Below are 25261 nucleotides of genomic sequence, written 5' to 3'. Positions count from 1 at the left end.
GAAAATGGGTCAGTCTGGCGAATTGTTGGGCAAGGGGGCCTTATTTTGCAGGCTACGTTTTTTATCAGTTGATAAAATTTTGAACCGTGGCAGTCTGGGAGAAAACAAGCACAAGCCAACCCGGAGGTAGCCCGTGACCCACTCCCCTCAGACCGACGGCATCGTCGCCGCGCGTCTGGACAGCCAGACGCTGGCGGCGCATTTCGATGACATCTATCCCGATCTGGACCCGCATGAGGCGCGGGTGGCGGCGGATCGGTGTTATTTCTGCCATGATGCCCCCTGTGTGACGGCCTGTCCGACGGCAATCGACATCCCCCTGTTCATCCGCCAGATCGCCACCGGCATGCCCGAAGCGGCGGCGCGGACCATTCTGGGGCAGAACATTCTGGGCGCGATGTGCGCGCGGGTCTGCCCGACCGAGACGCTGTGCGAAGGGTCCTGCGTGCGCGAGGTGGCCGAGGGCAATCCGGTCGAGATCGGCCGTTTGCAGCGCTATGCCACGGACGGGTTGCTGGCATCGAACGAGCATCCGTTCGAGCGCGCGGCCCCGACCGGCAAGCGCGTGGCCGTGGTGGGCGCGGGTCCGGCAGGGCTGGCCTGTGCGCACCGTTTGGCGATGCTGGGGCATGAGGTGGTGATCCACGATGCGCATGCCAAGCCCGGCGGGCTGAATGAATACGGCATTGCCAGCTATAAGGCCGCGAATGACATTGCGCAGGAAGAGGTTGACTGGCTGCTGCGGATCGGCGGGATTTCCATCGTGACCGGCAGTGCTCTGGGCCGCGACGTGTCGCTGGCCGAGCTGCAGGAAAGCCATGACGCGGTGTTTCTGGGCATGGGGTTGGCGGGCGTGAACGCGCTGCGCGCGCCGGGTGAGGATCTGGACGGGGTGCGCGACGCGGTCGATTTCATCGCCGAACTGCGCCAGTGTGACGATCTGAGCGCGCTTCCCATCGGCCGCCATGTGGTGGTGATCGGCGGCGGGATGACGGCGGTCGATGCGGCGGTGCAATCGCGGCTCTTGGGCGCCGAGCATGTGACGATGGTCTACCGGCGTGACCGCGGGGCGATGTCGGCCTCGGATTACGAGTTGGACCATGCCTCGACCGAGGGCGTGACGATCCTGACAAACGCGATGCCGGTGGCAGTGACCGGCGCGGGCAAGGCCCAGGCGGTCGAGTTTGCCTATACCCGCAGCGGGGCGACGGGGCTGGAAAAGACCGGCGAGACCTTCACCCTGCCCGCCGATCAGGTGTTCAAGGCGATTGGTCAGACATTGGCCGGAGCGCCCGAAGGCCTGACGCTGGAGGGCGGCAAGATCGCCGTTGATGCGGCGGGCCGGACCTCGGTCAGCGGGATCTGGGCGGGCGGCGATTGCGCGGCAGGCGGTGAGGATCTGACGGTCACTGCCGTGGCGCAGGGGCGCGACGCGGCGCTGGATATTCACCGGGCGCTGACATGAGCGCCAAACCCTACGCCCTGCCCGCCGAGGGCGGCTGCCGGTGCGGGGCGCTGCGGTTCCGCGTCACAGCCCAGCCGATCATGAGCGCGGTGTGCCATTGCACCGGCTGTCAGAGAATGTCCGGCGGGGCATTTTCGACAACGCTGATGGTCCCGGTAACGGGATTTGAGGTGACCGAGGGCACCCCTGTGCGCGGCGGGACCAAAAAACCCGGGCTGGTGCACAACCATTGCCCGGAGTGCCTGAGCTGGGTGTTCACCCGCATCGAGGGCGTCGACGCGTTCCTGAACCTGCGCGCGACCATGCTGGACGAAGCTTCAGGCTTTGTGCCCTTCATCGAGACCTACACCTCGGAGAAGCTGGCCTGGGTCGAAACCCCTGCCCCGCACACATACGAAACCTTTCCCCCCATGGACGCCTTTCCGGCGTTGCTCGGGGACTACGCGACGCTGATCGCGTCAGAGGAGCGCTGAGATGGCAAACCTGACCTCTACTTTCGCCGGGATCAAATCCACCAACCCGTTCTGGCTGGCCTCGGCCCCGCCGACGGACAAGGAATACAACGTGCGCCGCGCCTTTGAAGCGGGCTGGGGCGGCGTGGTCTGGAAGACTCTGGGCGAGGCCGGCCCGCCCGTCGTCAACGTTAACGGCCCGCGCTATGGCGCAATCTGGGGGGCGGACCGGCGGCTTCTGGGCCTCAACAACATCGAGCTGATCACCGACCGGCCGCTGGAGGTGAACCTGCGCGAGATGAAGGCGGTGAAACGGGACTACCCGGATCGCGCGCTGATCGCCTCGCTGATGGTGCCCTGCGTCGAGGAGGCGTGGAAAGCGATCCTGCCTTTAGTCGAGGAAACCGGCGCGGACGGGATCGAGCTGAACTGCGGCTGCCCGCACGGCATGTCCGAGCGCGGCATGGGCGCGGCGGTGGGGCAGAACCCCGATCTGATCGAGATGATCACCCGCTGGTGCAAGCAGAACACGCGGATGCCGGTGATCGTGAAGCTGACGCCGAACATCACCGATGTGCGCAAACCCGCGCTGGCGGCCAAGAAGGGCGGCGCGGATGCGGTCAGCCTGATCAACACGATCAACTCGATCACCTCGGTCGATCTGGATGACTTCTGCCCGGAACCGGCGATCGACGGCAAAGGCACACATGGGGGCTATTGCGGCCCGGCGGTCAAGCCGATCGCGCTGAACATGGTCGCCGAGATTGCGCGGTCGGCGGACACGGCGGACCTGCCGATCAGCGGGATTGGCGGGATCACGACATGGCGCGATGCTGCGGAATTCCTGTCGCTGGGGGCCGGGAATGTGCAGGTCTGCACGGCGGCGATGACCTATGGCTTTGGCATCATTAAGGAAATGACGGCAGGGCTGAGCCTGTGGATGGACCGCAAAGGGTTCACCGAGGTTGAGCAGGTGGTGGGTCGTGCGGTGCCGAATGTGACCGACTGGCAGTATCTGAACCTGAATTTCGTGACCAAAGCGAAGATCGACGCCGAGAAATGTATCGGCTGCGGGCGGTGCTTTGCGGCCTGCGAAGATACCAGCCATCAGGCGATCTGGCAAAAGCCGGACCGGGTGTTCGAGGTCAATGATGCGGAATGCGTGGCGTGCAACCTGTGCGTTAACGTCTGCCCGGTTGAGGATTGCATCACCATGGAGCGCGTCGCGCCGGGCAAGATGGACGAGCGTACCGGCAAGGTGGTGTCGGCCGAGCCGGGCAACTGGACGCAGCATCCCAACAACCCGATGGTTCCGGCGGCTGAATAAGCCGGTTTGCGACATGAAGACCGGCGCGTATCCCCTTCGCGCCGGTCCTTTTTTTGCCGATCTTGGGGTTCAGGCTTTCGTCGGTGCGCGGTGCGGGTTGCATGGCTGACATGGAACCGGCAACACCGGCGAAAGACCCGGTGACAACGGGATTAACTTGGATTTAGAGTGTCATCATGTTCATTCCTGATCTCGCCCCCGACCTGACCTTTCCGCGACTCGACCCGACGCAGGCAAACCGCGATTTTGCCTTTGCGGTGAAACGGGCGGCGATGGAGCCGCATATCATCAAGAAATGGGACTGGGACGAGGCACATCAGCGTCAGATCCACGCCGAGCATTTCGCTGAAAAACCGTTCTTTGCCATCACGTTGAAGGGAGAGCGTATCGGCACGGTGTCGATGCAGTCGCAGGTCAGTTATGTGCGGTTTGGCGAGTTTTATCTGCAGCCGGAACACCAACGCCACGGCATCGGGGCACGGGTTCTGGAGCACTGTCTGAGCATAGCCGACGAGATGGATGTGCCTGTTCGGCTGGAATATCTACGTTGGAGCCCGGTTGGCAGCCTGTATACCCGGCACGGGTTTATCGAGGCCGGACGCTCTGACCTGAACATTTTCTTGCAGCGCCCTGCCAAATCGGTCCGCGAATCGGCGTAAACCCGGTGTTGTGACCGTCAGACTTTCTTGTCCAGTTGATGCGGCTCTTCGCTGAGGGTTGCCGGTGCGCGGATGACGGGTGGTTCTGGTGCTGCTGCTTCTGGCGCTTCTTCGGTGTCATCCATGACGGTGGCCGTGTCGGCTTCCCCCTCAGGTTCGTCCACTTCGTCACCTGGCGGAGGAAAAGCGGATTGGGCAGGCGGTGCCTCTCTGACTGGCTCGGCGAGCCGGGTGCGAATATCCTGCAACACGTTGATTTCAAAAGCCGGCGGTGGCCCCACCGGGCGCTCGCGCGCGGTTTGGTTCCGCGGGGATTCAGCCGGGGCACGGCTGTCCACGGGCGCTGGCGCGCGTGCCGTTTCCACCGTGGTAGCGCGCGCAACTGCGCGGTGGCCCTGCGGTTGCCCGGTCAGGGGCAGGTCACGGGCCGGGGCGCTGCTGGGCGCGAGAGGGGACAGAACAGTGGTCATGGCAAACCTCGATGCGTGTCGATGCCCTCACTCTATACTTGCACCCTTAAGGGTCTCTTAACCTCTCAAATTTTAACGAAAGAAACTCCCGCGCTTTCGGGATGCGCAAGCGAATGCGACAGCTCTGCCCGCCCCCCCCAGCGCAGCAAAAAGGCGCGACCCCGAAGGATCGCGCCTGATCTGACTGCGCCTGAACCCTCAGCCCTTGAGGATCGAACGCCCGGCGTATTCCGCCACTTCACCCAGCATTTCCTCGATACGGATCAACTGGTTATACTTGGCCAACCGGTCCGAGCGCGCCAGCGAACCTGTCTTGATCTGACCGCAGTTCGTGGCGACGGCGAGATCGGCAATCGTAGCGTCCTCGGTCTCGCCCGAGCGGTGCGACATGACGTTGGTATAGCGCGCGCGATGGGCCATATCGACGGCCTGCAGCGTCTCGGTCAGGGTGCCGATCTGGTTGACCTTGACCAGCATCGAGTTGGCGACGCCGTCCTTGATGCCCTTGGCCAAGCGCTTGGGATTGGTGACAAAAAGATCATCGCCCACCAGCTGGATCTTGTCACCCAGACGCTCGGTCAGGATTTTCCACCCCTCCCAGTCATCCTCGGCCATGCCGTCTTCGATCGAGATGATCGGGTAATCTTCGCACAGCTTGGCCAGGTAGTCGGCGTTCTCGGCCGAGGTCAGGCTCAGGCCTTCGCCCTTCATCTCGTATTTACCATCGCGGTAGTATTCGGTGGAGGCACAGTCGAGCGCGAGGTAAATGTCTTCACCGGGTTTGTAGCCCGCTTTTTCGATGCTGCTCAGGATCAGATCCAGCGCTGCCGTGGTCGAGCTGAGGTTGGGCGCAAACCCACCCTCGTCGCCAAGGCCGGTGGACAGGCCTTGCGCGGTCAGCTCTTTTTTCAGCGTGTGGAACACTTCCGACCCCATGCGCACGGCGTCGCGGATGTTGCCCGCGCTGACCGGCATGATCATGAATTCCTGAATGTCGATGGGGTTATCGGCATGCTCGCCGCCGTTGATGATGTTCATCATCGGCACGGGCAACACGCGGGCCGACGTGCCCCCGACATAGCGATACAGCAGCTGTCCGGTGGCCTCGGCGGCGGCTTTCGCCACGGCGAGCGAGACGCCCAGAATAGCGTTGGCACCCAGCCGCGACTTGTTCTCGGTGCCGTCCAGCTCGATCATGGCGCGGTCGATGGCGACCTGTTCGGTCACATCGGCACCAATGAGCAGTTCGGCGATCTCGCCGTTCACCGCGGCGACGGCGTTCAGCACGCCCTTGCCCATGTAGCGCGCCTTGTCGCCATCACGCAGCTCGACGGCCTCATGCGCGCCGGTCGAGGCGCCCGAGGGCACAGCGGCACGGCCCATCGTGCCGTCTTCGAGGATGACGTCGACTTCGACCGTCGGGTTGCCCCGGCTGTCGAGGATTTCGCGGCCGATGATATCAAGGATGGTGGTCATGGCGCCCCTCATGTTGGCTGTTTGGCGCTTCTATACTGCGCGGGACCCGGCGTTGAAAGGCCCGCCCGCGCGCGTTATCGCCACCGTTAGCGCCTGTGTCGCCGCTTAACGCTCACGCAGGCGCAGATTGCGCATCAGCGTGTAGAACCCGGCCACCACGATCAGCCCTGCCCCCGCCAGCGTCATTGCATCGGGCCGCTCGCCAAACAGGGTCACACCGATGATCATGGCGAAGACCAGACGCGCATAGCGAAACGGCGTCGTCGCGCCCAGATTGCCCGCGCGGGTCGCCAGCACCAGGGCGGCATAGGCCAGAATGCCACTGACGGCGGTGCCGAGCATGAGCACGGCTTCCAGCGCATTGGGCATGACCGGCGCGTCGCCGGTGATGGCCAGCAACATCAGACCGCCGGGCACGCCGGTCAGAAACCCCCAGCCCGAGATCTTGAAGGTAGAGATGTCGCGCGGCACCGAGGGCGTGACCAGATCGCGCCCGGTCAGAAAGACGACGGCCAGCAGCGGGATCAGGACGAGCACGTCGAACCCTGCCATGCCCGGGCGCACGATCATCAGCACGCCGACAAAGCCGACAAGGATCGCGCTCCAGCGCCGCCAACCGACGGATTCGCCCAGGAAAAGCGCCGCGCCCAGCGTCACGGTCAGCGGCACGGCCTGCAGGATCGATGATACGACGCTGAGCGGCACAATCGCCACGCCGAGCACCATGGTCATCACGGCGCCGGTCTCGAACAGGTTGCGCCACAGTACCGCGCCTTTGAGGGCGCGCAGGTTCATCAGCCGGCCGCCCTCGCGCCGAACCATCAGGCCGAACACCAGCCCGCCGATCAGCCCCAGAGCGATGGCGATTTCACCGGCCGGGATGCGCAGTGCAAGGGTTTTGATGAAGGCGTCTTCGATGGCGAAGCCTGCCATAGCGGCCACCATCAGGATCGGACCACGCACGCTGCTCATCGCCACACTCCTTGATTGTCCCGGTCACAAAGCGGGCGCAACACCCTACCGGAAGGCGCGCCAAACAGGGGTTGACCCCGACCGCCGCCAGAGGTTCACTCGCACACTCATTTCACAGGTTCAAGATCCCCTATGTCCCCTGCCCCGCGCCGCCCGCTCGATCTGACCGGGTTCTGGCTTATGCTCGGTCTGGCGCTGCTGTTCGGCGCCAATAATCTCATGATCAAGCTGGGCAACGAAGGGTTGCAGCCGGTGTTCTTTGCCGGGGTGCGCTCGGTCATCGGCACGGGCGCGCTGGCGCTGTGGATGGCGTGGCGCAAGATCCCTGTGCGGCTGGACCTGTGGCGCGCCGGGCTGATGATGGGGTTTTTGTTCAGCGCCGAGTTCATGCTGCTGTTCATTGCGCTCGACAACACCAGCGTCGTGCGCGCCTCATCGCTGTTTTACGCCATGCCGATCTGGTTGGCGCTGGCGGCGCATTTCCTGTTCCCGGGTGAGCGGCTGACCGGACCGCGCGCCCTGGGCTTCGCGCTGGGGTTCTCGGGCGTCGTGCTGACGCTTGCAGGACGCGCCGGCGGGCTGGGTGACGGCAGCATCGGCGGCGATCTGGCGGCGATCTTCGCGGGCGTTTCCTGGGCGGCCATCGTGGTGGTGTCGCGCAAGACCGCCTTGGGCAACACCCCGGCCGAAACGCAGATCCTGTGGCAAACCGTCGTCTCGGCGGTCCTGCTCTGCGCGCTTGCACCGCTCTATGGCGGCCCGTTGGTGCGCGATTTCGACGGCTTTCAGGCGATCATGCTGGTGGTGCAGGCGCTCGGCGTGGTCTGCGTCGGCTTTGTCACCTGGTTCTGGCTGCTGGGCCGCTATCAGGCCTCGACGCTGGCCAGCTTCAGCTTCCTGACCCCGGCGCTGAGCGCGTTGCTGGGCTGGCTGGTCCTCGACGAGCCCGTCGCGGCCACCACCCCCATCGCCATCGCCCTGCTGATCGCCGGCCTGATGCTGATCAACCGCCGCCGCGCCTGAGCCATTTTCTGTCAGCAAATATCCACGGGGGGATTTTCAAGGGGGGCGCGTGCGTCCCCCTTGAAGCAGGGGGCCCGGGGGGCGGCAGCCCCCCGCACTAACAGTAAACCCGCGGCGGCAGCCCCCGGCAGCTAGAGAGACAGCGCCTCGTCCAACAGCGCCTCCAGCGCCGCCTTTGGCACATCGGCGGTGACGAAACTCTCGCCAATCCCGCGCGCCAGAATGAAGCGCATGGTGCCGTCCTGCACCTTCTTGTCCTGCCCCATCAGCGCGATCAACGCGTCGCGGCCCGGCAGATCGCCCGGAATATCCGACAGCCGCCGCTTCATGCCCATGCGGGCCAGATGCTCGGCCACCCGCTCGGGCGCCTCTTGCGAACACAGACCCAGTCGCGCCGACAGATCGAAGGCCAGAAGGCAGCCGATCGCCACACCCTCGCCGTGCAAGAGCCGGTCCGAGAAGCCGGTCGCCGCTTCCAGCGCATGGCCGAACGTGTGGCCCAGATTGAGCAGCGCGCGGTCGCCCTGTTCGGTCTCGTCGCGCTCGACGATATCGGCCTTCATCCGCACCGCGTGGCGCACCGCCTGCTGGCGCAGCACCTTGTCCCCGGCGGCCATCGCGGGCGCGTTGGTGTCGAGCCAGTCAAAGAACCCGGCGTCGCCCAACAGCCCGTATTTCACCACCTCGCCATAGCCTGCCAGAAAATCCCGACCCGGCAGGCTGTCGAGCGCATCAATATCGGCCAGCACCAGCGACGGCTGGTGGAACGCCCCGATCAAGTTCTTGCCGCGCGGCGAGTTGATGCCGGTCTTGCCGCCGACCGAGCTGTCCACCTGCGCCAGCAGCGAGGTCGGGATCTGCACAAAGCGCACGCCCCGGCGCAGCACGGCGGCGGCGAAGCCGACCAGATCGCCGATCACCCCGCCGCCCAGCGCGATGACGATGTCCCCCCGCTCGACCTTTTGCTCCAGCAGCCATTCCACCGTCTGTTGCAGATACGGCCAGCTCTTGGTGCCTTCACCGGCGGGCAGGATAAGAACCTCGCAGGTGATGCCGTAGGCCGAAAGCCCGGCCCGCAGACGGTCCAGCTGACACGCGGCGACGGTTTCTTCGGTGACCACGGCCACACGCGGGCGGCGCAACAGCGGGGCAATCTCGGCCCCGGCGCGTGCGATCAGCCCGCGTCCGACGCGCACGGTGTACGAGCGCGCGCCCAGATTGACGGCGACATCTTCGATCGGGGCGGTGGTCATGCGGGGGGACTTTCAAGCTTTTCGAGCACATCGGGACGCTCGGCCAGCGCCTCGACAACCTTCAGGGCCGTGGTTTCAATGGCATAGTCTGCCGTCGTGGCGACGATCAGATCCGCCTGTGCATAAGACGGCTCGCGCGCGCTCATCAGATCGGCAAGCGTCTGTCGTGGGTTGGGCGTGCGCAGCAAGGGCCGCGTGTCCTTGCGTTTGACCCGGCTCCAGAGCGTGTCGAGATCGGCCTTCAGCCAGACCGACACGCCCAGTTCCGACACTTTCTCACGCGTATCGGCGCGCAGGAACGCCCCGCCGCCGACCGAAAGGACACACGGCTCGCCCTCGATCAGGCGGGCGATGACGCGGGCTTCCTTGTCGCGAAAGAACGCCTCGCCGTCGCGCGAAAAGATTTCCGCGATCGTGGCATTGGCGGCACGCTCGATCTCGGCGTCCGAATCAACGAAGGGCACACCCAGCACATGGGCCAATTCCTTGCCCACGGCGGATTTTCCCGCCCCCATCATCCCGACCATCATGACGGTCTTGTGCAACCTCGGCTTCATCAAAACACCCGGCCCACTTCACATGCAGGCGATTTTTCGCTTTGTCCCCCTGAATGGCGTGAACTTGCCCAGAGTTCCAGTTATAAATCTGCAAACAACCGGCAGCAGATTGCCGACCGATGTGAGGATCGAGCCCCCTATGCCCCGATATGACGACCGCCCCGGTTTTTTTGGCTACCTGTTCAGGCTGGTGCTGATTCTGGTGCTGGTGGGTGGGCTTGGCTTTGTTGCCTTTGCCTATTTCGGCGATCTTGGTCGCCCCCCCGAGCCGCGCAGCTTGCCGGTCAATTTGCAGCTGGGTTGACCCGTATGGTCGCGCGCCGCCTTTCCACCGATTCGCTGCGCACCGTGTGTGTGGTGCTCGGCCTTGGTATGCTTCCCGGCACTGTTCTGGCGCAAAATCCCGGCCCCTTGTCCGCCATCGACTGGTTGCAGACGCGCGGCGGGGTCGAGATGCCCGGCGCCTATCCGATAACCCCGCCCGTGGCGAGCAGCGTGGGCGGCAGCACGGGCATTTCGGTGCGCGCGCTGGATGCCCTGCGTCCCGAAGCGGTGGGTCTTTATCCCGCCGCCCGGGTCGGCTTGCCCGCCGCGCTGTGGGGGACGACCCCGGCGCGGGCGCTGTCGGATCTGATCGCCGATCTTCCCGCCGATATGCTGCCGTCGTTGCGCGAGTTGTCGCTGCGCCTGCTGCTGGCCGAGTTCAACGCCCCCCTGCCCGGCACCGAGCCGTCGCCGGTGCCCGATTTCCTGCTGACCCGCATCGACAAGCTGATCGAATTCGGCGCGCTGGACCAAGCGGCGGCGGTGCTCGATACGCTGGATTCGGATGCGCCTGTGCTGCGGCTGCGCCGCTTTGACATCGGCCTGTTGCTGGGTGACGAACACACCGCCTGCCAGCCCGTCTTGCGCGAAGAGCCGCCCGTGGGCGATGCCGCCGCGCTGATCTTCTGCATGGCCCGCGCCGGGCAATGGCAAGAAGCATCGGCGCTGCTGGATGCGGCAGCGGAAGAAAACCGGGTTGCGCCCTATCTGGCTGAATTGCTGCAACATTTCCTTGACGGCGATGAAACGTTGCCCGGGGCCTCGACCCTGCTGCCGCCGCCCCCCGGCACGCCCGATCCCCTGACTTGGCGTCTGCGTGAGGCCGTCGGCGACGGGCTGCCGACGCTCGGCCTACCGGTCTCGTACGCCCATGCTGACCTGCGCGGCACGCAAGGCTGGCGCGCGCAGATCGAAGCCGCCGAGCGTCTGGTGCGCGCCGGGGCGCTGTCGCCCAACCGGCTGCTGGGGCTTTACACCGAGCGCCGCGCGGCGGCTTCGGGCGGGATCTGGGAGCGGGTGCGCGTCGTTCAGCGGCTCGATACCGCCCTGCGCAACGCGGATGCAGCAGCGACAAGCGCTGCCCTGATCGAAGCCTGGCCGCAGATTCAGGCCGGTGAGCTGGAGGTGCCGATGGCCAGCCTCTATGCGCAGCCACTGGGACAGATCGGGCTGACCGGCGAGGCGCGCGCGATTGCCTACCGCATCGGCTTGTTGTCCGAAGCCTATGAGACCGTCGCGCTGGGTCTGCCTGCGGGCGCAGATGCTGAGGAGCGCTTCCTTGCCGCCGTGGCGCGCGGTCTGGACCCGGCGCAAGCGGGCGCGATGCCGGGCGAGCTGGCCGCCGCCGTGACGCAGGCCTTCGGGCCCGAGCCGCCGCTGCCCGATGGCATGGCCGAGCGGCTGGCAGAGGGGCGGCTGGGCGAAGAAATGCTGCGCATTCTGATGCAGCTGGGCGGACCGGGCGATCCCCGCGTGCTGGCAGAGGGTCTTGGCGGCCTGCGCGCGCTGGGGCTGGAAGACATCGCCCGGCGCACGGCGCTGGAAAGCCTGTTGCTGGAGCGCCGGGGCTGATGGCCCTGAGCGACGACAACCGCCAGATTTCCACGTTTCTTGAGGCCATCGCCGCCGAAAACGGTGCTGCGCGCAACACGCTGCTGGCCTATGGGCGCGATCTGGCCCATGCGGCCGAGTGGCTGTCCGGGCATGGCAGCGCGCTGGACAGCGCCGGGCGCGATCAGATCGAAGGGTATCTGGTCTCGCTCGATGCCGAGGGCCTGTCGCGGGCCACGCGCGCGCGGCGGCTGTCATCGCTCAAGCAATACTACCGTTTCGCCTATGACGAAGGGTGGCGCACAGACAACCCGGTGCTGCGCATCGACGGTCCGGGGCGCAGCCAGAAACTGCCGGGCACGTTGAGCGAGGACGAGGTCTCACGCCTGCTCGACGCCGCGCGCGCCCATGGTCGCGACGCGGGCGAACGCGCGCGCAACGCCTGTCTGTTCGAGCTGCTCTATGCCACCGGGCTGCGGGTCAGCGAATTGGTGACGCTGCCGCAAGCGGCGTTGCGCGGATCGCCCGAGATGTTGATGGTGCGCGGCAAGGGCAACAAGGACCGGCTGGTGCCGCTGTCTGACCCGGCCCGCGCGGCGGTGGCGATCTGGCTGGCGCACCGGGACCGGGACGAGGATCTGGCGCGCAAAAAGGGGGTGCCCCCCTCGCGCTTTCTGTTCCCGGCGCGCGGGGCCGAGGGGCATTTGAGCCGCGTGCGCTTTCATACCATCGTCAAACAAGTCGCAGCCCGCGCCGGGCTGGACCCGGAGCGCGTCAGCCCCCACGTTCTGCGCCACGCTTTTGCGACGCATCTGCTGGCGGGCGGTGCCGATCTGCGGGTGATCCAGACCTTGCTGGGCCATGCCGATCTGGGCACGACCGAGATTTACACCCATGTGCTGGATGAACGCCTGCGACAGCTGGTGATGGATCACCACCCGCTGGCGCGGCGCTGAGCGGCATTCAGGGCAGGAAATTCAGGTCCAGCATGCGCAGCCTCTGGCTGAAAAACGCAAAGACCGGGTTTGTTGTGACACCGCGCTGGCCGACCGCGGTGGGCGCGGTTGCGGCAAGGCGCAGCACGACCAACCCGTCGGCGGTCTGCCACAGGTTGACCTCAACCGGGACGCCCAGCTGCACAGCGGCGCTGCGCCCGGCAATGTCGGTGCCGTTCCAACGCGCTGTAATCAGCGCCGCCAGCGGCGTGGGGTCCAGATCGGCGGGCCAGTCGGCGGTCAGCACCATCACCCCGGTCGATACCGCGCCGGTCGAGAAATCGGCCAGCAGCAGCGAACGCCAGCCCCCTGCATCGCGCTCGGCGTCGGTTCCGCGCAGCGCGGCGACCGGATCGCTTTGCAACAGCGGCGCGGCTTCGGGGTGGAAAGTGGCCTGCAACAGCGCGCCTGCGTCCAGACCGTCCAGCGCATCAAGCTGCACCCGCACGACGGGATCGGCGACGGCGGGCGACCGCGCACCATAAGCCAGTGTCGAAAAGCTGGACCACGTGCGTCCATGGCGCAGCAGCGTTCCCGCGACATCCACCCGCGCAGACAGGCCGATGAACGAACGGAACGGATCGCCGCTGCGCCCTGCCTCGCGATCACGCGTGCCATCCTCGCCCGCGGCATAGGCGTGCAGGCTCATGTATCCCTGCCGCTCGTAGCCGCTGGCCAGAAGCGCGTCAGGCACCCTCGCAGCGGCGTCGGGTGACAACGCGATCAGGCTCGCCGCATCCGTGCGGTTCTCATGGACCACCATCTGGTGAATATCGGCCACGCTGAAACCGACCGCGTTGATCCAGGTTTCGGTCTCGGCGCCCATCTCCATCGTCAGCCGCGCGGTCGGGGCCGCCCGGTTGGCGGCGCGCAGGGCCAGAGGCAGATCGCTGTCCAGTGACGCCAGCACCCTGCGTGCGGCGTCTAAATCGCCAAAGCCAAGGCTGGCCAGCAGATCGCCCGATGGCAGCAGATAGGCCGCCGGAACCTGCGCCAGCATCGCGCGCAAAGGGGCTGTCGCGGGGGTTTCGTCAACGGCCCCGGACCAGTCCCAAAGTGCTGACTGTGCAGTGCCAACCTGCGGAGAAACCGTGAGAATACCAAGCATGGCCCCGCGCAGGAGCCTGTGAAATCTGTTCATCGATCTGGTCCAACATGGCTTTTTGAAAGCCTTCAGCCTGCCAGACCCGTCCCTATCGGGCAAGTCAGGCGTCCCCGTGCGGTCAGGAATGCTCTTCCGCCGCCGTCGCTGCCAGCGCTTGCGTATAGGCGCGCAGCGCGTCGACATGGCTGAGACTGCCGACCACCCGCACCGCCCCGTCGCGCCCGTGCTGGGTGACGGCCAGATGCAGCGCGCCGGTACGCTCGAAGATGCGAAGCGCGGGTTTGAGGCGCGACTCGGCGTCGATGCTCAGGCCTTGAGACAGAAGGCTGTCGAGTGCCTCGGGGCTGAGCGCCCCGGTGGTGCCCTCCTGCTTGGTGATATGCGCGATGCCCACAAGTTGCAGCAGATACTCCTGCGGTCCCTGCGCAATGCGCACATCGCGCCGCGCCAGCTGCGCCAGAAAGAACGAGCGTTTCACAAAGCGGCTGGCGACGGCCGAGGCGGTCGAGATCGCCGCCAGCACGGCGATGGCGGTCTGCCAGTCGCCGGTCAGCTCGAACACGATCAGCGTTGTCGAAACCGGCGCGCCCAGAACCGCCGCCGCGATCGCCCCCATCCCCGCCAATGCATAGGTGGTCGCGCTGCCGGAATAGGCCGGGATCAGCTGCGTCGCGATCAGGCCAAAGGCCAGCCCGGTCAGCGCGCCGATGACCAGCGCGGGGGAAAACACCCCGCCGCCCATGCGCCCGCCCAGCGTGATCGCGACGGCGATGGTCTTGGCGACGGCGATGAACATCACCTCGCGCAGCGCCATCTCGCCGGTCAGCGCGCGGGTGGTGACTTCATAGCCGATGCCGATCACCTGCGGCACGAAGATCGCGATGATCCCGACCAGCGCCCCCGCCACGGCAGGGCGCAACCAGCGCGGCATCCCGGTGCGGGCCTGAACCGTGCTGGCGAAGGTCTCGGCAAAGAAGATCGTGCGCATCAGGGCGACGGCAACCAGACCGGCGACAAGGCCAAGGATCAGATAAGCCGGGATCTCCCAGTAAAACGCCACCATGTTGCGGATCGGCAGGGTGAATTCGGCCACATCGCCAAAGGCCAGCCGGTTGACCAGCGTGCCCATGATCGAGGCAATCGCGATGGGCGCGAAGGCGTGCAGCGCGTAGTGGCGCAGGACCACCTCCATGGCGAAAATCGCCCCGGCAATCGGCGCGTTGAACGAGGCGGACACCGCCGCCGCCACCGCGCAGCCCAACAGATCGCGCCCGGTGATGCCATTGGCGTGGATGCGGTCGGCGATGCGGGTCGAGATCACGGCGGCAAGGTGCACCACCGGCCCCTCGCGCCCCGCAGAGCCGCCCGAGCCCAGCGTGATCATCGACGCCACCGCCGAGGCCAGCCCCTCGCGCACCTCCACCCTGCCCCGGTGCAGCGCGGCACCTTCGATCACATCGGCCACGGCGCGGACCCGGCCATCGGGGGTGAAACGGTGCAGGATCAGGCCGACGACCAGCCCTCCGGTGGCCGGGATCGCCACCAGTTGCCACCACGGCATGACCGAGGCCGACGCCAGCACGGCGTGATCCTGCGCGTTATAGAGCAGCGTCTCCAGCGTCGAGATGCCCAGCCGGAACAACAGCGCCGCCAGCCCCGCCGCCGTGCCCAGAAAGAACGCGATCAGCCAGAACAGCGCCTCGGAAGGGCCGTGCTGGCGCACGCGGCGCAAGCCCAGACTGAACTGGCGCAGGATCTTGCGGCGGTGGCTGGTGCGGCTCATGGACGGTCCCTCGCTTGGGTCTTGCAAAGCGCAGATTGCCCCCGGTTGCAAGGCTTTGCACAGGAAGACCAGGGTATTGGCACAAGCGACAGGCTCTCTGGCATCGCGCCCGGCCGCGCGCTAAGCTTGGGCCAGTTTGAGGAGAAACCGATGCCGACCACCGCCGCCGCGCTTGATGCGCTCACCGACCTGCTGGGCGACCGCCTGAACCGCTCGCAATCCGACCGCGACCTGCACGGACGCTCGGAAAGCCATTTCAAGCAAATGCCCCCCGACGCCGTGGCCTATCCCGAAAGCACCGCCGAGGTGGCCGAGATCGTCAAGATCTGCCACGGCGCGGGCCTGCCGATCATCGGCTGGGGTGCCGGAACCTCGCTGGAGGGGCACGCGCTGGCGCCGCGCGGCGGGGTGACGGTGGATTTCTCGCGCATGGCCAAGGTGCTGGACATCGTGCCCGAGGATATGGTGGTCAGCGTCCAGCCGGGTGTGACGCGGGAAGCGCTGAACACCGAGCTGCGCGCGACGGGGCTGTTCTTTCCGATTGATCCGGGCGCGAATGCCTCGATCGGTGGCATGGCCTCGACCCGCGCATCGGGCACGACGGCCGTGCGCTACGGCACGATGCGCTCGAACGTGCTGGGGCTTGAGGTCGTGCTGGCCGACGGTCGGGTGATCCGCACCGGCACGCGCGCGCCGAAATCCTCGACCGGCTATGACCTGACGGCGCTGTTCGTCGGGGCTGAGGGCACGCTGGGGCTGATCACCGAGATCACGCTCAAGCTGCACGGTCAGCCCGAGGCTTCGCGCTCGGCGGTCTGCGCCTTCGACACGATGGCGGGCGCGGTGGATGCGGTGATCGCGACGATCCAGTCGGGCATCCCGATGGCGCGGATCGAGTTCGTGGATACGGCAGCCGCGGCGGCGTTCAACAAGGGCGCAGGCACCGACTGGCCGGATGCGCCGCATCTGATGGTCGAGTTCCACGGCTCGGAGGCAGGCGTGATCGAGCAAACCGAACGCTTCGCCGAAATTGCCGAGGACTTTGGCGCGCAGGGGTTCCGCTGGGCGGCCAAACCTGAAGAGCGCACCGCACTCTGGGCGATGCGCCACAATGCGTACCGCACGACACTGCAGGCCTATCCGGGCTGCACGGCGATCACCACGGACATCTGCGTGCCGATCTCACGGCTGGCGGAAGCCGTCGAGGAAACCGCCGCAGAAATCGCCGCCTCGGGGCTGCCGGGGCCGATCGTGGGGCATGTCGGCGACGGCAACTTCCACGCGCTGCTGCTGCCCAAAACCGGCGACGCGGGTGAATGGGAAACCGCGATGAAACTCTCGGCCAACATGGCCGAACGCGCGCTGCGGCTGGGTGGCACAGTGTCGGGCGAGCATGGGATCGGGCTGGGCAAGACGAAATACATGCGCGCGGAACATGGCGACGCCTGGGACGTGATGGGCGCGATCAAATCTGCGCTGGACCCCGAGGGCGTGATGAACCCGGGCAAGCTGCTGCCCGGGAACTGAGACAGGGGAGGTGCGGCGCTCGGGCCCATCGAGGGCCCTCGCGCCGCGAGGGGGGCGCTGCCCCCCACCGGGCCGTTCCGGCCCGCCCCCCGGGATATTTAAGGAGCAAAGAGGGGCGTTAACGAAGGGTTAACCGCGCTTTCTTTGCTCTTCAAATATCCTCGGGGGGTGAATTCGCTGAAAGCGAAGAGGGGGGCTGACAGCCCCCCTCCTTTTTCTGGCTGACGCTGGCGAAAGCGTCAGGCTTTGCCTTTGTAGATATCCACCAGCTTGCTCAGCATCGACAGCGCATCCTCGCGCGAGCGCTGGAAACTGTTGCGCCCGATGATCGAGCCGTTGCCGCCGCCATCGCGGATCGCGCGGGCGTCGTCATACACAGCGTCTGCGCCTTTGGCAGCGCCGCCCGAGAAGACGATGATCCGGCGGCCATTGAACGAGGATTGCACGCAATGCTTGACGCGTGCGGCTTGCGTTGCGACGTCAATGGCTTCCTTCTCGTAGACCTTCTTGGCTTCGGGCAGCATCAGGTGGTCGGTCGAGAGCTTGATCTTGATGATATGCGCGCCCAGCAGTGCCGCGATATGGGCGGCATAGGCGGCCACGTCGATGGCGGTTTCGCCGTCCTTGGTGATCGCCTCACCGCGCGGGTAGGACCAGATCACGGTGGCCACGCCTTTGGCGGCGGCCTCTTTGCGCATTTCGACGATCTCTTCGAACATGTCGAGCGCGCAGTCCGAGCCCGGATAGATCGTGAAGCCGATGGCCGAGCAGCCCAGACGCAGCGCATCATCGACCGAGGCGGTGATCGCCTGGTTCTTGCCCGCCGTGTCTGACATCAGCGAGTTCGACGAGTTCACCTTCAGGATCGTCGGGATCTGCCCGGCGAAGGTGTCGGCACCGGCTTCCAGCGAGCCCAGCGGCGCGGCATAGGCCGAGAGACCAGCGTCGATGGCCAGCTGGTAATGGTAATGCGGGTCATAGCCCGCCGGGTTCGGCGCGAAGGAGCGGGCAGGCCCGTGCTCGAAGCCCTGATCCACCGGCAGGATGATCAGCTTGCCGGTACCGCCCAGTTTGCCTTCCATCAGGATGCGGCACAGGTTGGCTTTCACCCCGGGGGTTTCGCCCTCGTAGTTGGCCAGGATCTTTTGAACGAGCTTGGTGGCGCGCATGGCGGGTCCCTCTTGTTTGACTGCTGGGCACAGGGATACGCGGGGGAAAGTGACACGACAATGGCGCGGTTGAGACGTTAGCGCCCACAGTCGGAACTTTCTGCGCCAGAACCGGAAAACCGCGCCAAATCAGCGCGATTTCGCTGGGGCCGGGCCGCGGACCGCCTTCGCGGGCCGTCGGGCGGCGGGGGTTCGATGCCCCCGCCGCCCGGGGTTCGTCAGTGGTCGAAGACGAGCGAGCGATGCACCGTCGCCCCGGCCCATGACCCGTCGGCGATGGCCAGAGCCAACGAATGCGGCACGCGGGCGGCGTCGCCACAGGCGTAGATTCCGGGCCGCGAGGTTTCCTTGAGCGAGTCGGTGTCGATCTGCTGACCCATGGGGGTTTCGGCCAAGCTCAGCTCTGCTGCCTGTGCGATTCCGGTGGCAGGGGCGGCGCGCGAGGTCACGAAAAGCCCGGCGAAGGGCTGGAGCCGCCGGTTGTCGCTCAGCACGACCTCGGCTTGGCCCTCGATGGCCGCAATCGGCGTCTCCTCAACGGTGATACCGTACCCGCGCATGGCGGCGGTGTGATCGTCATTCATGCTGAACGCGCCATTGACCAATAGGGTCACCTCGCCCCATTCGGAAAACAGTCCGACGTGACCGGTGATCTCAGGCCCTGAGGCGATGACGCCGATGCGGCCACGATTCAGCTCGTACCCGTGGCAATAGGGGCAGTGGAACACCGACTGTCCCCAGCGCTCGGCAAGCCCCGGGATCTCGGGCAGCGTGTCACTGACCCCGAGCGCGAGGATCACCCTGCTGGCGCTGAAAGCCGCCCCATCGCTCAGGAGGACGACAAAATTGCCCTTTTCGCCGTCGATGCGGGTCGCTTCACCCTCGTACCAGTCGAGATCGGGATACGCCTCGATCTGGGCGCGGGCCCTGGCAGCGATGACGGCGGGGTCTTCGCCGTCCTGCGTCAGAAAGCCGTGCGCATGGCTGGCGAAACGGTTGCGGCGCTGGCCTGCGTCGATGATCAGGACGTCACGGCGCGCGCGCAGCAGTTGGAGGGCGGCGGCCATTCCGGCATAGCCGCCACCGATGATGATGACATCGGGCATGGGATTACTCCTGTGGGTGGGGTGTCGTTTGGCGTCTGGCTGCGTGACGGCGCGCAAAGTCGCGCGCCAGCGTGGCGAGGGTGATCTGCGCGAAATGGTCGAGCAGCAGGGCTTCGGCCTGCGCGAAGGCATCGTGCAGGGCGGCGTTGACGGCCTGCTCGACGAGACAGTCGGGGGTCTCATTGCGGTTTCCGATGGCAAAGACCGCAGGTTCGCCCAGCGCGTTGTGCAGATCGCGCAGGGTGAGGGTTTCAAGGTCTGCGGTGATCGTCCAGCCGCCCGAGGGACCGCGCGCCGAGGCGACGATCCCGGCCTCGCGCAGCAGCCCCATGGTGCGGCGCACGACGACCGGGTTGGTGGTCATGCACTGGGCGAGGGTTTCCGAGGTCATCGGCTGGTCGTGTTCGGCCATGTGCAAGAGCGCATGCAGAACGGAGGAGAGGCGGCTGTCGCGTTTCATGTAACTTCATTTATTACGATTCGGCCTGATCGTCAAGATCGGGGTGGGACCGGGCGGTGTTTCGCCCGCGCCCGGCACGCCTTGCGGCGCGCAGGTCTTGGGCGACCGACGCGCCGCCGTTCCGGCGGCGCAGGGGGCATTCTGCCCCCTCGGCCCGTGCCGGGCCTCACCCCCTGAGGATATTTTCAGACAGAAAATTGAGCTTTGTTCAGTCCAGGCGCAGGCCGCGGGCGCGGAAGAGTTCTTCGGCGATGATCAGTTTGCGCACTTCGGTGGTGCCACCGCCCAGGCTTGCGATGCGGGCGTTGCGGTAGTGGCGGTTGACTTCGGTCTCCCACACGAAGCCTGAGCCGCCGTGGATCTGCACCGCCCGGTCGGTGACCTGCGCGATCATATCGGCACCAAACAGCACCGATCCCGCGCAGAGGCGGTGGATCTCTCCCCTGCCCCCTTCGCCACGCGCCAGCGCGTCGCAGGCCGAGAGGGCGCGGTAGGCATAGAGGCGGGCGGCGTCGATCAGGGTGGCCATCTCGGCCAGATGCGACTGGATCATCTGGAAGCTGCCAATCGGTTTGCCGAACTGCCGGCGGGTGGCCGCGTAATCGAGCGAGAGGTCGAGGCAGCGCTGGGCCGCGCCGATATAGGGCAGGCCGAGAAAGGCGCGTTCGATGTCGAGGCCGGACATGACGACGCCGACCCCGGCGTTCTCGGCCCCCAGCAGGTTCGCCGCCGGGACGCGCACACCCTCGAAGACCAGCTCGCCGGTGGGGCAGCCGCGCCAGCCCATCTTGGTTAACGTCTGGGCGACAGAGAAGCCCGGCGTGGCGGTGTCGACGACAAAGGCAGAGATGCCCTTGGCCCCGCGTTCGGGTGCCGTCTTGGCGTAGGTCAGGACCAGATCGGCCACCGGCCCGTTCGAGATGAACATCTTGCGCCCGGTCAGCACATAGTCATCGCCATCGCGCACCGCCTTCAGCGCCATCGAGCCCAGCGCATCGGACCCCGCCCCCGGCTCGGTCAGCCCCAGCGCGCCGATCTTGCGCCCGGCGATCAGGTCAGGCGCAAATCGGGCGATCTGCTCGGGCGTGCCATTGCGCAGGATGTTGTTCAGGCACAGATTTTCATGCGGCCCCCAGATGAAGGCGGCGTTGGTGTTCCAGTAGCCGAAGGCCTCGGCCACCATGCCCGCTGACATCAGATCCATGCCCGCGCCGCCGAGGCTTTCGGGCGCGGTCAGGCCGCAATAGCCGTCTGCGCCGAGTTGCGCGATCAGCTGGTCGGGGAACCAGTCCTCGTCATCCATGCGGGCGAAAAGCGGGTGCAGCCTGGCCTCGGCGTAACGAAAGGCGGCGTCGTAGAGGGCTTGCTGCTCGGGCGTGGGGGTGAACTGCATGATTTATACCGCGCTGATCTGGCCGGGGGCCTCGGCACGCTGGAAGGCGGGGCGCGCCTTGAGCCGGTCGAGATAGGCCTGCGTCTGGGGTTTGTAGTGCTGGCAGATGCCGATCAGCTCGCCAAGGTAGAGCGCATAGCCCACGGCGATGTCGGCGGCGGTGAAGCGGTCGGCGCAGAGGAAATCGGCCTGCTCGACCCGCGCGTTGACCAGCTTGAGCCGCGAGAGGAACCATTGCGTGTAGTCGTCGACGACCTGTGGCTGGCGGCGCTCACCGGCCTCGAACCGGCCATAGCGCAGGACCAGCGTTTGCGGGAAGGTCAGCGTGGCGTCCGAGTGGTAGAGCCAGTTGAGCCAGTCGCCATAGGCCTTCTCATCGGGGGCGACGGCGAGAGACCCTTCGCCATAGCGGCGCGACAGGTAATGGGTGATGCCGCTCGATTCCGTCATCTGGGTGTCGCCGTCGGTCATGTAGGGCACCGTGCCCAACGGGTTGATCCCCAGAAATTCGGGGTTCGTGGCGCGGGGCGGGAAGCCCAGCATGTGCAGCTGATAAGGCACGCCCAGTTCTTCCAGCGTCCACAGAGGGCGGAAAGAGCGTGCGCCTTTGCTATGCCATAGCTCGATCATGGGGACTCCGGGTCGAGGGTTATCAGGGGTTGGCGCGCGCGGACCTGCGCGCCTTTGGTCAGAGTGAGGCTGGTGACGCGGCCTGCGAAGGGCGCGCGGAGCGGGTGCTCCATCTTCATCGCCTCCTGAATGGCGAGGGTCTGGCCCTGTGTCACCCGGTCACCGAGCGCGACCTCTACGGCAAGCACCGTCCCCGCCATCGGTGCGAGGATCCGCCCGTCGCCCTGCTGGGCACGGGATTGCGCGGGCGCAAGGGTGATGTCGGTGAGTGTGAGGTCGCCAAGATGGAGCGTGTCGCCGTCGCGGGCATAGGGCAGAGTATGGGCGATGCCGTTCAAGCGGGCGCGGGCGTGGGTCGGGGTGAGGCTGTCGAGCGTGACACTGGGGCCGTCAGGGATGTGGGCGCTGGGGCCGTCCAGCGTGAGGGTTACGCTGGCGGTGCCCACGCCCGTGTCAAAGCGGCGGGTCAGGGTCGGGCGCGGGCCGGTGGTGAAGCCGAAGCGCGGCGCGGGGGCACCGGCGAGGAGGAGCACGGCGAGCGCCAGCAAGGCGGGGTCTGGCGGGGTTTGGGTGAGCGCGGGGTCGGTGGCAAAGTCGCGCTCAAGAAAGGCGGTGGTCGCGTCGCCTTGGGCGAAGACCGGGTGCGCCAGAACGCGGCCAAGGAAGGGTTTGTTGGTGCGCAGGCCCAGCAGTTCGGTGCGGTTGAGGCCCTCAATTAGCCGTTGGCGCGCCGTGTCCCGATCAGGGCCGTGGGCGATCAGCTTGGCCAGCATCGGGTCGAAGCCCGCGCCCACCTCTACGCCCTCGGCCAGCGCATCGTCGCTGCGCAGCGCCGGGTCGGGTGCCCAGCGCAGAACGCGCCCGGTCTGCGGCAGGAAGCCGTTGGCGGGGTCTTCGGCGTAGAGGCGGACCTCGATGGCATGGCCGCTCAGGGTGATCTGGTCCTGCGTCAGCGGCAGCGGCTCGCCGCGCGCGACGCGGATCTGCCAGTCGACCAGATCGAGTCCTGTAACAGCCTCGGTCACCGGGTGTTCGACCTGCAGGCGGGTGTTCATCTCAAGGAAATAGAACGCGCCGTCCTCTAGCAGGAATTCGACCGTCCCTGCGCCCTGATAGCCACAGGCCTGTGCCAGACTGACCGCCGCCGTGCCCATCTGTTCGCGCAAGGCGTTGTCGACGGCGGGCGATGGCGCTTCCTCGACCACCTTCTGATGCCGTCGCTGGATCGAGCAATCGCGCTCGCCCAGATGGACAACGTTGCCATGGCTGTCGCCAAACACCTGCACCTCGATATGGCGCGGCGCGAGCAGTGCTTTCTCGACGATCAGCGCCCCGTCGCCGAAACTCTTCTCGGCCTCGGACGCGGCGCGGGTCAGCGCCTCGGGCAGCGCGGCCAGAGCGCGCACCAGCCGCATCCCCTTGCCGCCGCCGCCCAGCGCCGCCTTGACCATCAGCGGCACGCCGATGCGCTGGCCCGCCTCCAGCAGGTCTCCGGTTGCCCCCGGCAGGCAGGGCACCCCCGCTGCGAGCGCCGCCGCCTTGGCCCTGCCCTTGTCGCCCATCAGCGCGATGGCCTCAGGCGAGGGGCCGATGAACACCAGCCCTGCCTCGGCGCAAGCCCTTGCGAAACCGGCATTTTCCGACAGGAAGCCATAGCCCGGATGCACCATGCCTGCCCCGGTCGCGACAGCCGCCGCGATGATCGCGGCCCCGTCCAGATAGCCCGGCACCTCAACCGCCAGATCGGCGGCAAGCACATGCGGCGCGCCTGCCTCGCCGGGGCCATGAACCGCGACGCAGCCATAGCCCAGCGCCCGGGCCGAGCGCATCACGCGCAGGGCGATCTCGCCCCGGTTGGCAATCAGGATCCTCATAGCCGCGCCACCCCGAAGGTATTGGGCCGCGTCACGCGCGCGCCCTCGGAGGCGATCAGCCCCAGCACCAGCCCCAGAATGTCGCGGGTCTGGCGCGGGTCGATGATGCCGTCATCCTCCAGCCGCGCCGACGAGGCCAGCGCCGTCGTCGCTTCGGCCAGCATCGCAGCCGTGCCCTGCTCCAGCGCGTCCAGTTTGGCCGCGTCCACCGCACCCGCCCGCGTCATCGCGGCTTCGGTGACGATGCGCATTACCTGCCCCGCCTGCGCCGGCCCCATGACCGAGGTGCGCGCGTTGGGCCACGCGAAGATGAAGCGCGGATCGAAGCCGCGCCCGCACATCGCATAATTCCCCGCGCCATAGCTGCCGCCGACCACAAGGCTCAGCTTGGGCACCCGTGCATTGGCCACCGCCTGAATGAGTTTCGATCCATGCTTGATGATCCCGGCGCGCTCGGGCTCGGTCCCCACCAGAAAGCCGGTGGTGTTGTGCACAAACAGCAGCGGCACCCCGGCCTGATCGCACAGCTGGATGAACTGCCCGGCCTTCGCCGCGCCTTGCGCGGTGATCGGGCCGTTGTTGGCGATGATGCCGAGGGCGTGGCCTTCGATGCGGGCATGACCGCAGACGGTGGCCGCGTCGTACTCGGGCTTGAAGTCCAGAAAGCCCGAGCCATCCACCAGCCGAGCCAAGATTTCGCGGCAGTCATAGGGCTGCTTGGCGTCGGCGGGCACAATCCCCATCAGCTCGGACGCCGGATACAGTGGCGCGACGCCCGCCGCCGCCGCGCCATCCGCAGGCCAAGGCAGTGCGTTGATCACCTCGCGCGCCAGCCGGATGCCGTCGGCGTCATCCTCGGCCAGATAATCGCCGACACCCGAGACCTGCGTGTGCATCTCGGCCCCGCCAAGCTCCTCATCCGTCGCCACCTCGCCGGTCGCCGCCTTCAGCAAGGGCGGCCCGGCCAGATACATCGTCGCCTGCCCGCGCACGAGGATGACGTAATCCGACAGCCCCGGCTGATACGCGCCCCCCGCCGTGGCCGAGCCATGCACCACCGTCACCTGCGGAATGCCCAGCGCCGAGAGCCGCGCCTGATTGGCAAAGCCGCGCCCGCCGGGGATGAACACCTCATGCGCGTATTGCAGATTGGCACCGCCCGACTGGCTCAGACTGACCAGCGGCAGCCGGTTCTCGCGCGCGATCTCTTGCAGGCGCAGCTTTTTCGCCAACCCGTCCGGCGTCACTGTCCCGCCCTTGACCGCGAAGTTGTCGACGACGACCACGCAGGACCGCCCGGCCACCCGCCCGATCCCGGCAATCGCGCCCGCCCCTGCCCCGGTGCCGTCCTTGTCGCCATAGCGCTTCCAGCCGGCGAAAGGACACAGCTCCAGCCAGGGCGCGCCCGGGTCCAGCAGCAGCGCCAGACGCTCGCGCGGCAGCAACATCCCGCGCTTGGCATAGCGCCCGCGCACGGCCTCAGCTGCCTCTTCGACGGCCTCGCGCACCGCCAGCACCGGCGCCCATGCCGCCTCCATCGCCGCTGCATTCGCCGCGAACCCCGGCCCCGCCGCGTCAAGTTCCGATGTCAGCCCCTGCACCCTGCGCTCCCATCATCTTGTCGAAAATACTCCCAGGGGCGGCGCATCGCGCCGGTGGGGGTGGAACCCCCGCGCGGGCCGAGGGGGCT

Annotated in this window: 23 protein-coding genes; 9 read left to right on the top strand and 14 right to left on the bottom strand. The window is 66.7% G+C overall.

Annotation, left to right across the window (positions count from 1 at the left end; all coding sequences use genetic code 11):
• Window positions 1-133 precede the first annotated feature (133 nt).
• From EAE28_RS22330 to EAE28_RS22315, 4 genes are all read left to right on the top strand, one after another.
• Window positions 134-1465 (top strand): NAD(P)-dependent oxidoreductase, encoded by a 1332-nt coding sequence (locus EAE28_RS22330; RefSeq protein WP_127110479.1) that lies wholly within the window; start codon window positions 134-136, stop codon window positions 1463-1465.
• Entirely contained in the window at window positions 1462-1938 is a 477-nt protein-coding gene (locus EAE28_RS22325) for a GFA family protein (RefSeq protein ID WP_127110477.1), read from the top strand. Before EAE28_RS22330 ends, EAE28_RS22325 begins: the two co-directional genes overlap by 4 nt.
• Window position 1939: 1 nt before the next feature.
• Window positions 1940-3244 carry an NAD-dependent dihydropyrimidine dehydrogenase subunit PreA gene (gene preA, locus EAE28_RS22320; protein WP_127110475.1) on the top strand — a complete coding sequence of 435 codons (1305 nt, stop codon included), beginning with the start codon at window positions 1940-1942 and terminating at the stop codon, window positions 3242-3244.
• 176 nt (window positions 3245-3420) lie between these two features.
• A complete protein-coding gene (locus EAE28_RS22315) occupies window positions 3421-3903 on the top strand; it encodes a GNAT family N-acetyltransferase (RefSeq protein ID WP_127110473.1) in 483 nt (160 codons plus the stop codon).
• 17 nt (window positions 3904-3920) lie between these two features.
• On the opposite strand, the gene EAE28_RS23930 is transcribed toward EAE28_RS22315, so the two are convergent.
• From EAE28_RS23930 to EAE28_RS22300, 3 genes are all read right to left on the bottom strand, one after another.
• Window positions 3921-4067 carry a hypothetical protein gene (locus EAE28_RS23930; RefSeq protein WP_164736749.1) on the bottom strand — a complete coding sequence of 49 codons (147 nt, stop codon included), beginning with the start codon at window positions 4065-4067 and terminating at the stop codon, window positions 3921-3923.
• 504 nt (window positions 4068-4571) lie between these two features.
• On the bottom strand, window positions 4572-5849 hold the full coding sequence (gene eno, locus EAE28_RS22305) for a phosphopyruvate hydratase (protein ID WP_127110469.1): 1278 nt from the start codon (window positions 5847-5849) through the stop codon (window positions 4572-4574).
• 105 nt (window positions 5850-5954) lie between these two features.
• A complete protein-coding gene (locus tag EAE28_RS22300; RefSeq protein ID WP_127110467.1) occupies window positions 5955-6821 on the bottom strand; it encodes a DMT family transporter in 867 nt (288 codons plus the stop codon).
• Between the two features lie 132 nt (window positions 6822-6953).
• Here EAE28_RS22300 and EAE28_RS22295 point away from each other — a divergent pair, with 132 nt between their 5' ends.
• The gene (locus tag EAE28_RS22295) at window positions 6954-7844 is read left to right on the top strand and encodes a DMT family transporter (RefSeq protein ID WP_127110465.1); all 891 of its coding nucleotides are present in this window, start codon (window positions 6954-6956) and stop codon (window positions 7842-7844) included.
• 131 nt (window positions 7845-7975) lie between these two features.
• Here the strand turns inward: EAE28_RS22295 and aroB are convergent, their stop codons facing one another.
• A complete protein-coding gene (aroB, locus tag EAE28_RS22290) occupies window positions 7976-9097 on the bottom strand; it encodes a 3-dehydroquinate synthase (protein ID WP_181954512.1) in 1122 nt (373 codons plus the stop codon).
• Window positions 9094-9654 (bottom strand): shikimate kinase, encoded by a 561-nt coding sequence (locus EAE28_RS22285; RefSeq protein WP_127110463.1) that lies wholly within the window; start codon window positions 9652-9654, stop codon window positions 9094-9096. The genes aroB and EAE28_RS22285 overlap by 4 nt, the downstream gene beginning before the upstream one ends.
• Window positions 9655-9793: 139 nt before the next feature.
• On the opposite strand from EAE28_RS22285, the gene EAE28_RS23925 reads away from it, so the two are divergent.
• Genes EAE28_RS23925 through EAE28_RS22275 form a run of 3 tightly spaced genes read left to right on the top strand, consistent with a single transcriptional unit; the run spans window position 9794 to window position 12485 of the window.
• Window positions 9794-9958, top strand: coding sequence for a hypothetical protein (locus EAE28_RS23925; RefSeq protein WP_164736748.1), 165 nt, complete (start codon window positions 9794-9796; stop codon window positions 9956-9958).
• Between the two features lie 5 nt (window positions 9959-9963).
• Window positions 9964-11550, top strand: a complete 1587-nt coding sequence (locus tag EAE28_RS22280) for a hypothetical protein (protein WP_127110461.1) — start codon at window positions 9964-9966, stop codon at window positions 11548-11550.
• Window positions 11550-12485 carry a site-specific tyrosine recombinase XerD gene (locus EAE28_RS22275; protein WP_127110459.1) on the top strand — a complete coding sequence of 312 codons (936 nt, stop codon included), beginning with the start codon at window positions 11550-11552 and terminating at the stop codon, window positions 12483-12485. Before EAE28_RS22280 ends, EAE28_RS22275 begins: the two co-directional genes overlap by 1 nt.
• Window positions 12486-12492: 7 nt before the next feature.
• On the opposite strand, the gene EAE28_RS22270 is transcribed toward EAE28_RS22275, so the two are convergent.
• The gene (locus tag EAE28_RS22270; RefSeq protein WP_127110457.1) at window positions 12493-13632 is read right to left on the bottom strand and encodes a hypothetical protein; all 1140 of its coding nucleotides are present in this window, start codon (window positions 13630-13632) and stop codon (window positions 12493-12495) included.
• Window positions 13633-13747: 115 nt separating this feature from the next.
• Window positions 13748-15412, bottom strand: a complete 1665-nt coding sequence (locus EAE28_RS22265; protein WP_127110455.1) for a chloride channel protein — start codon at window positions 15410-15412, stop codon at window positions 13748-13750.
• A 150-nt stretch (window positions 15413-15562) separates the two neighbouring features.
• On the opposite strand from EAE28_RS22265, the gene EAE28_RS22260 reads away from it, so the two are divergent.
• The gene (locus EAE28_RS22260) at window positions 15563-16939 is read left to right on the top strand and encodes an FAD-binding oxidoreductase (RefSeq protein WP_127110453.1); all 1377 of its coding nucleotides are present in this window, start codon (window positions 15563-15565) and stop codon (window positions 16937-16939) included.
• 239 nt (window positions 16940-17178) lie between these two features.
• On the opposite strand, the gene EAE28_RS22255 is transcribed toward EAE28_RS22260, so the two are convergent.
• The 7 genes from EAE28_RS22255 to EAE28_RS22225 form a co-directional block, all read right to left on the bottom strand.
• The gene (locus tag EAE28_RS22255) at window positions 17179-18108 is read right to left on the bottom strand and encodes a class I fructose-bisphosphate aldolase (protein ID WP_127110451.1); all 930 of its coding nucleotides are present in this window, start codon (window positions 18106-18108) and stop codon (window positions 17179-17181) included.
• 218 nt (window positions 18109-18326) lie between these two features.
• Window positions 18327-19214 carry an NAD(P)/FAD-dependent oxidoreductase gene (locus tag EAE28_RS22250; protein ID WP_127110449.1) on the bottom strand — a complete coding sequence of 296 codons (888 nt, stop codon included), beginning with the start codon at window positions 19212-19214 and terminating at the stop codon, window positions 18327-18329.
• Between the two features lie 4 nt (window positions 19215-19218).
• Window positions 19219-19674: an RrF2 family transcriptional regulator gene (locus EAE28_RS22245; RefSeq protein WP_127110447.1), complete on the bottom strand. Its 456-nt coding sequence runs from the start codon at window positions 19672-19674 to the stop codon at window positions 19219-19221.
• A 208-nt stretch (window positions 19675-19882) separates the two neighbouring features.
• The gene (locus EAE28_RS22240) at window positions 19883-21067 is read right to left on the bottom strand and encodes an acyl-CoA dehydrogenase family protein (RefSeq protein WP_127110445.1); all 1185 of its coding nucleotides are present in this window, start codon (window positions 21065-21067) and stop codon (window positions 19883-19885) included.
• Between the two features lie 3 nt (window positions 21068-21070).
• Window positions 21071-21697: a glutathione S-transferase family protein gene (locus EAE28_RS22235; RefSeq protein WP_127110443.1), complete on the bottom strand. Its 627-nt coding sequence runs from the start codon at window positions 21695-21697 to the stop codon at window positions 21071-21073.
• Entirely contained in the window at window positions 21694-23571 is a 1878-nt protein-coding gene (locus EAE28_RS22230; RefSeq protein ID WP_127110441.1) for an ATP-binding protein, read from the bottom strand. The genes EAE28_RS22235 and EAE28_RS22230 overlap by 4 nt, the downstream gene beginning before the upstream one ends.
• On the bottom strand, window positions 23568-25172 hold the full coding sequence (locus EAE28_RS22225) for an acyl-CoA carboxylase subunit beta (RefSeq protein ID WP_127110439.1): 1605 nt from the start codon (window positions 25170-25172) through the stop codon (window positions 23568-23570). The genes EAE28_RS22230 and EAE28_RS22225 overlap by 4 nt, the downstream gene beginning before the upstream one ends.
• Window positions 25173-25261 lie beyond the last annotated feature (89 nt).

This window comes from Pararhodobacter zhoushanensis (assembly GCF_003990445.1).
Taxonomy (GTDB): Bacteria; Pseudomonadota; Alphaproteobacteria; order Rhodobacterales; family Rhodobacteraceae; genus Pararhodobacter; species Pararhodobacter zhoushanensis.
This window is presented reverse-complemented; position numbering and strand designations above follow the sequence as displayed.

Bases quoted from the DNA above. Each gene is read 5' to 3' on its own strand.
- EAE28_RS22325 (WP_127110477.1), top strand. From the start codon at position 1,462: ATGAGCGCCAAACCCTACGCCCTGCCCGCCGAGGGCGGCTGCCGGTGC.
- preA (WP_127110475.1), top strand. From the start codon at position 1,940: ATGGCAAACCTGACCTCTACTTTCGCCGGGATCAAATCCACCAACCCG.
- EAE28_RS22315 (WP_127110473.1), top strand. From the start codon at position 3,421: ATGTTCATTCCTGATCTCGCCCCCGACCTGACCTTTCCGCGACTCGAC.
- eno (WP_127110469.1), bottom strand. From the start codon at position 5,849: ATGACCACCATCCTTGATATCATCGGCCGCGAAATCCTCGACAGCCGG.
- EAE28_RS22300 (WP_127110467.1), bottom strand. From the start codon at position 6,821: ATGAGCAGCGTGCGTGGTCCGATCCTGATGGTGGCCGCTATGGCAGGC.
- EAE28_RS22295 (WP_127110465.1), top strand. From the start codon at position 6,954: ATGTCCCCTGCCCCGCGCCGCCCGCTCGATCTGACCGGGTTCTGGCTT.
- aroB (WP_181954512.1), bottom strand. From the start codon at position 9,097: ATGACCACCGCCCCGATCGAAGATGTCGCCGTCAATCTGGGCGCGCGC.
- EAE28_RS22285 (WP_127110463.1), bottom strand. From the start codon at position 9,654: ATGAAGCCGAGGTTGCACAAGACCGTCATGATGGTCGGGATGATGGGG.
- EAE28_RS23925 (WP_164736748.1), top strand. From the start codon at position 9,794: ATGCCCCGATATGACGACCGCCCCGGTTTTTTTGGCTACCTGTTCAGG.
- EAE28_RS22280 (WP_127110461.1), top strand. From the start codon at position 9,964: ATGGTCGCGCGCCGCCTTTCCACCGATTCGCTGCGCACCGTGTGTGTG.
- EAE28_RS22275 (WP_127110459.1), top strand. From the start codon at position 11,550: ATGGCCCTGAGCGACGACAACCGCCAGATTTCCACGTTTCTTGAGGCC.
- EAE28_RS22270 (WP_127110457.1), bottom strand. From the start codon at position 13,632: ATGCTTGGTATTCTCACGGTTTCTCCGCAGGTTGGCACTGCACAGTCA.
- EAE28_RS22265 (WP_127110455.1), bottom strand. From the start codon at position 15,412: ATGAGCCGCACCAGCCACCGCCGCAAGATCCTGCGCCAGTTCAGTCTG.
- EAE28_RS22260 (WP_127110453.1), top strand. From the start codon at position 15,563: ATGCCGACCACCGCCGCCGCGCTTGATGCGCTCACCGACCTGCTGGGC.
- EAE28_RS22255 (WP_127110451.1), bottom strand. From the start codon at position 18,108: ATGCGCGCCACCAAGCTCGTTCAAAAGATCCTGGCCAACTACGAGGGC.
- EAE28_RS22250 (WP_127110449.1), bottom strand. From the start codon at position 19,214: ATGCCCGATGTCATCATCATCGGTGGCGGCTATGCCGGAATGGCCGCC.
- EAE28_RS22245 (WP_127110447.1), bottom strand. From the start codon at position 19,674: ATGAAACGCGACAGCCGCCTCTCCTCCGTTCTGCATGCGCTCTTGCAC.
- EAE28_RS22240 (WP_127110445.1), bottom strand. From the start codon at position 21,067: ATGCAGTTCACCCCCACGCCCGAGCAGCAAGCCCTCTACGACGCCGCC.
- EAE28_RS22235 (WP_127110443.1), bottom strand. From the start codon at position 21,697: ATGATCGAGCTATGGCATAGCAAAGGCGCACGCTCTTTCCGCCCTCTG.
- EAE28_RS22230 (WP_127110441.1), bottom strand. From the start codon at position 23,571: ATGAGGATCCTGATTGCCAACCGGGGCGAGATCGCCCTGCGCGTGATG.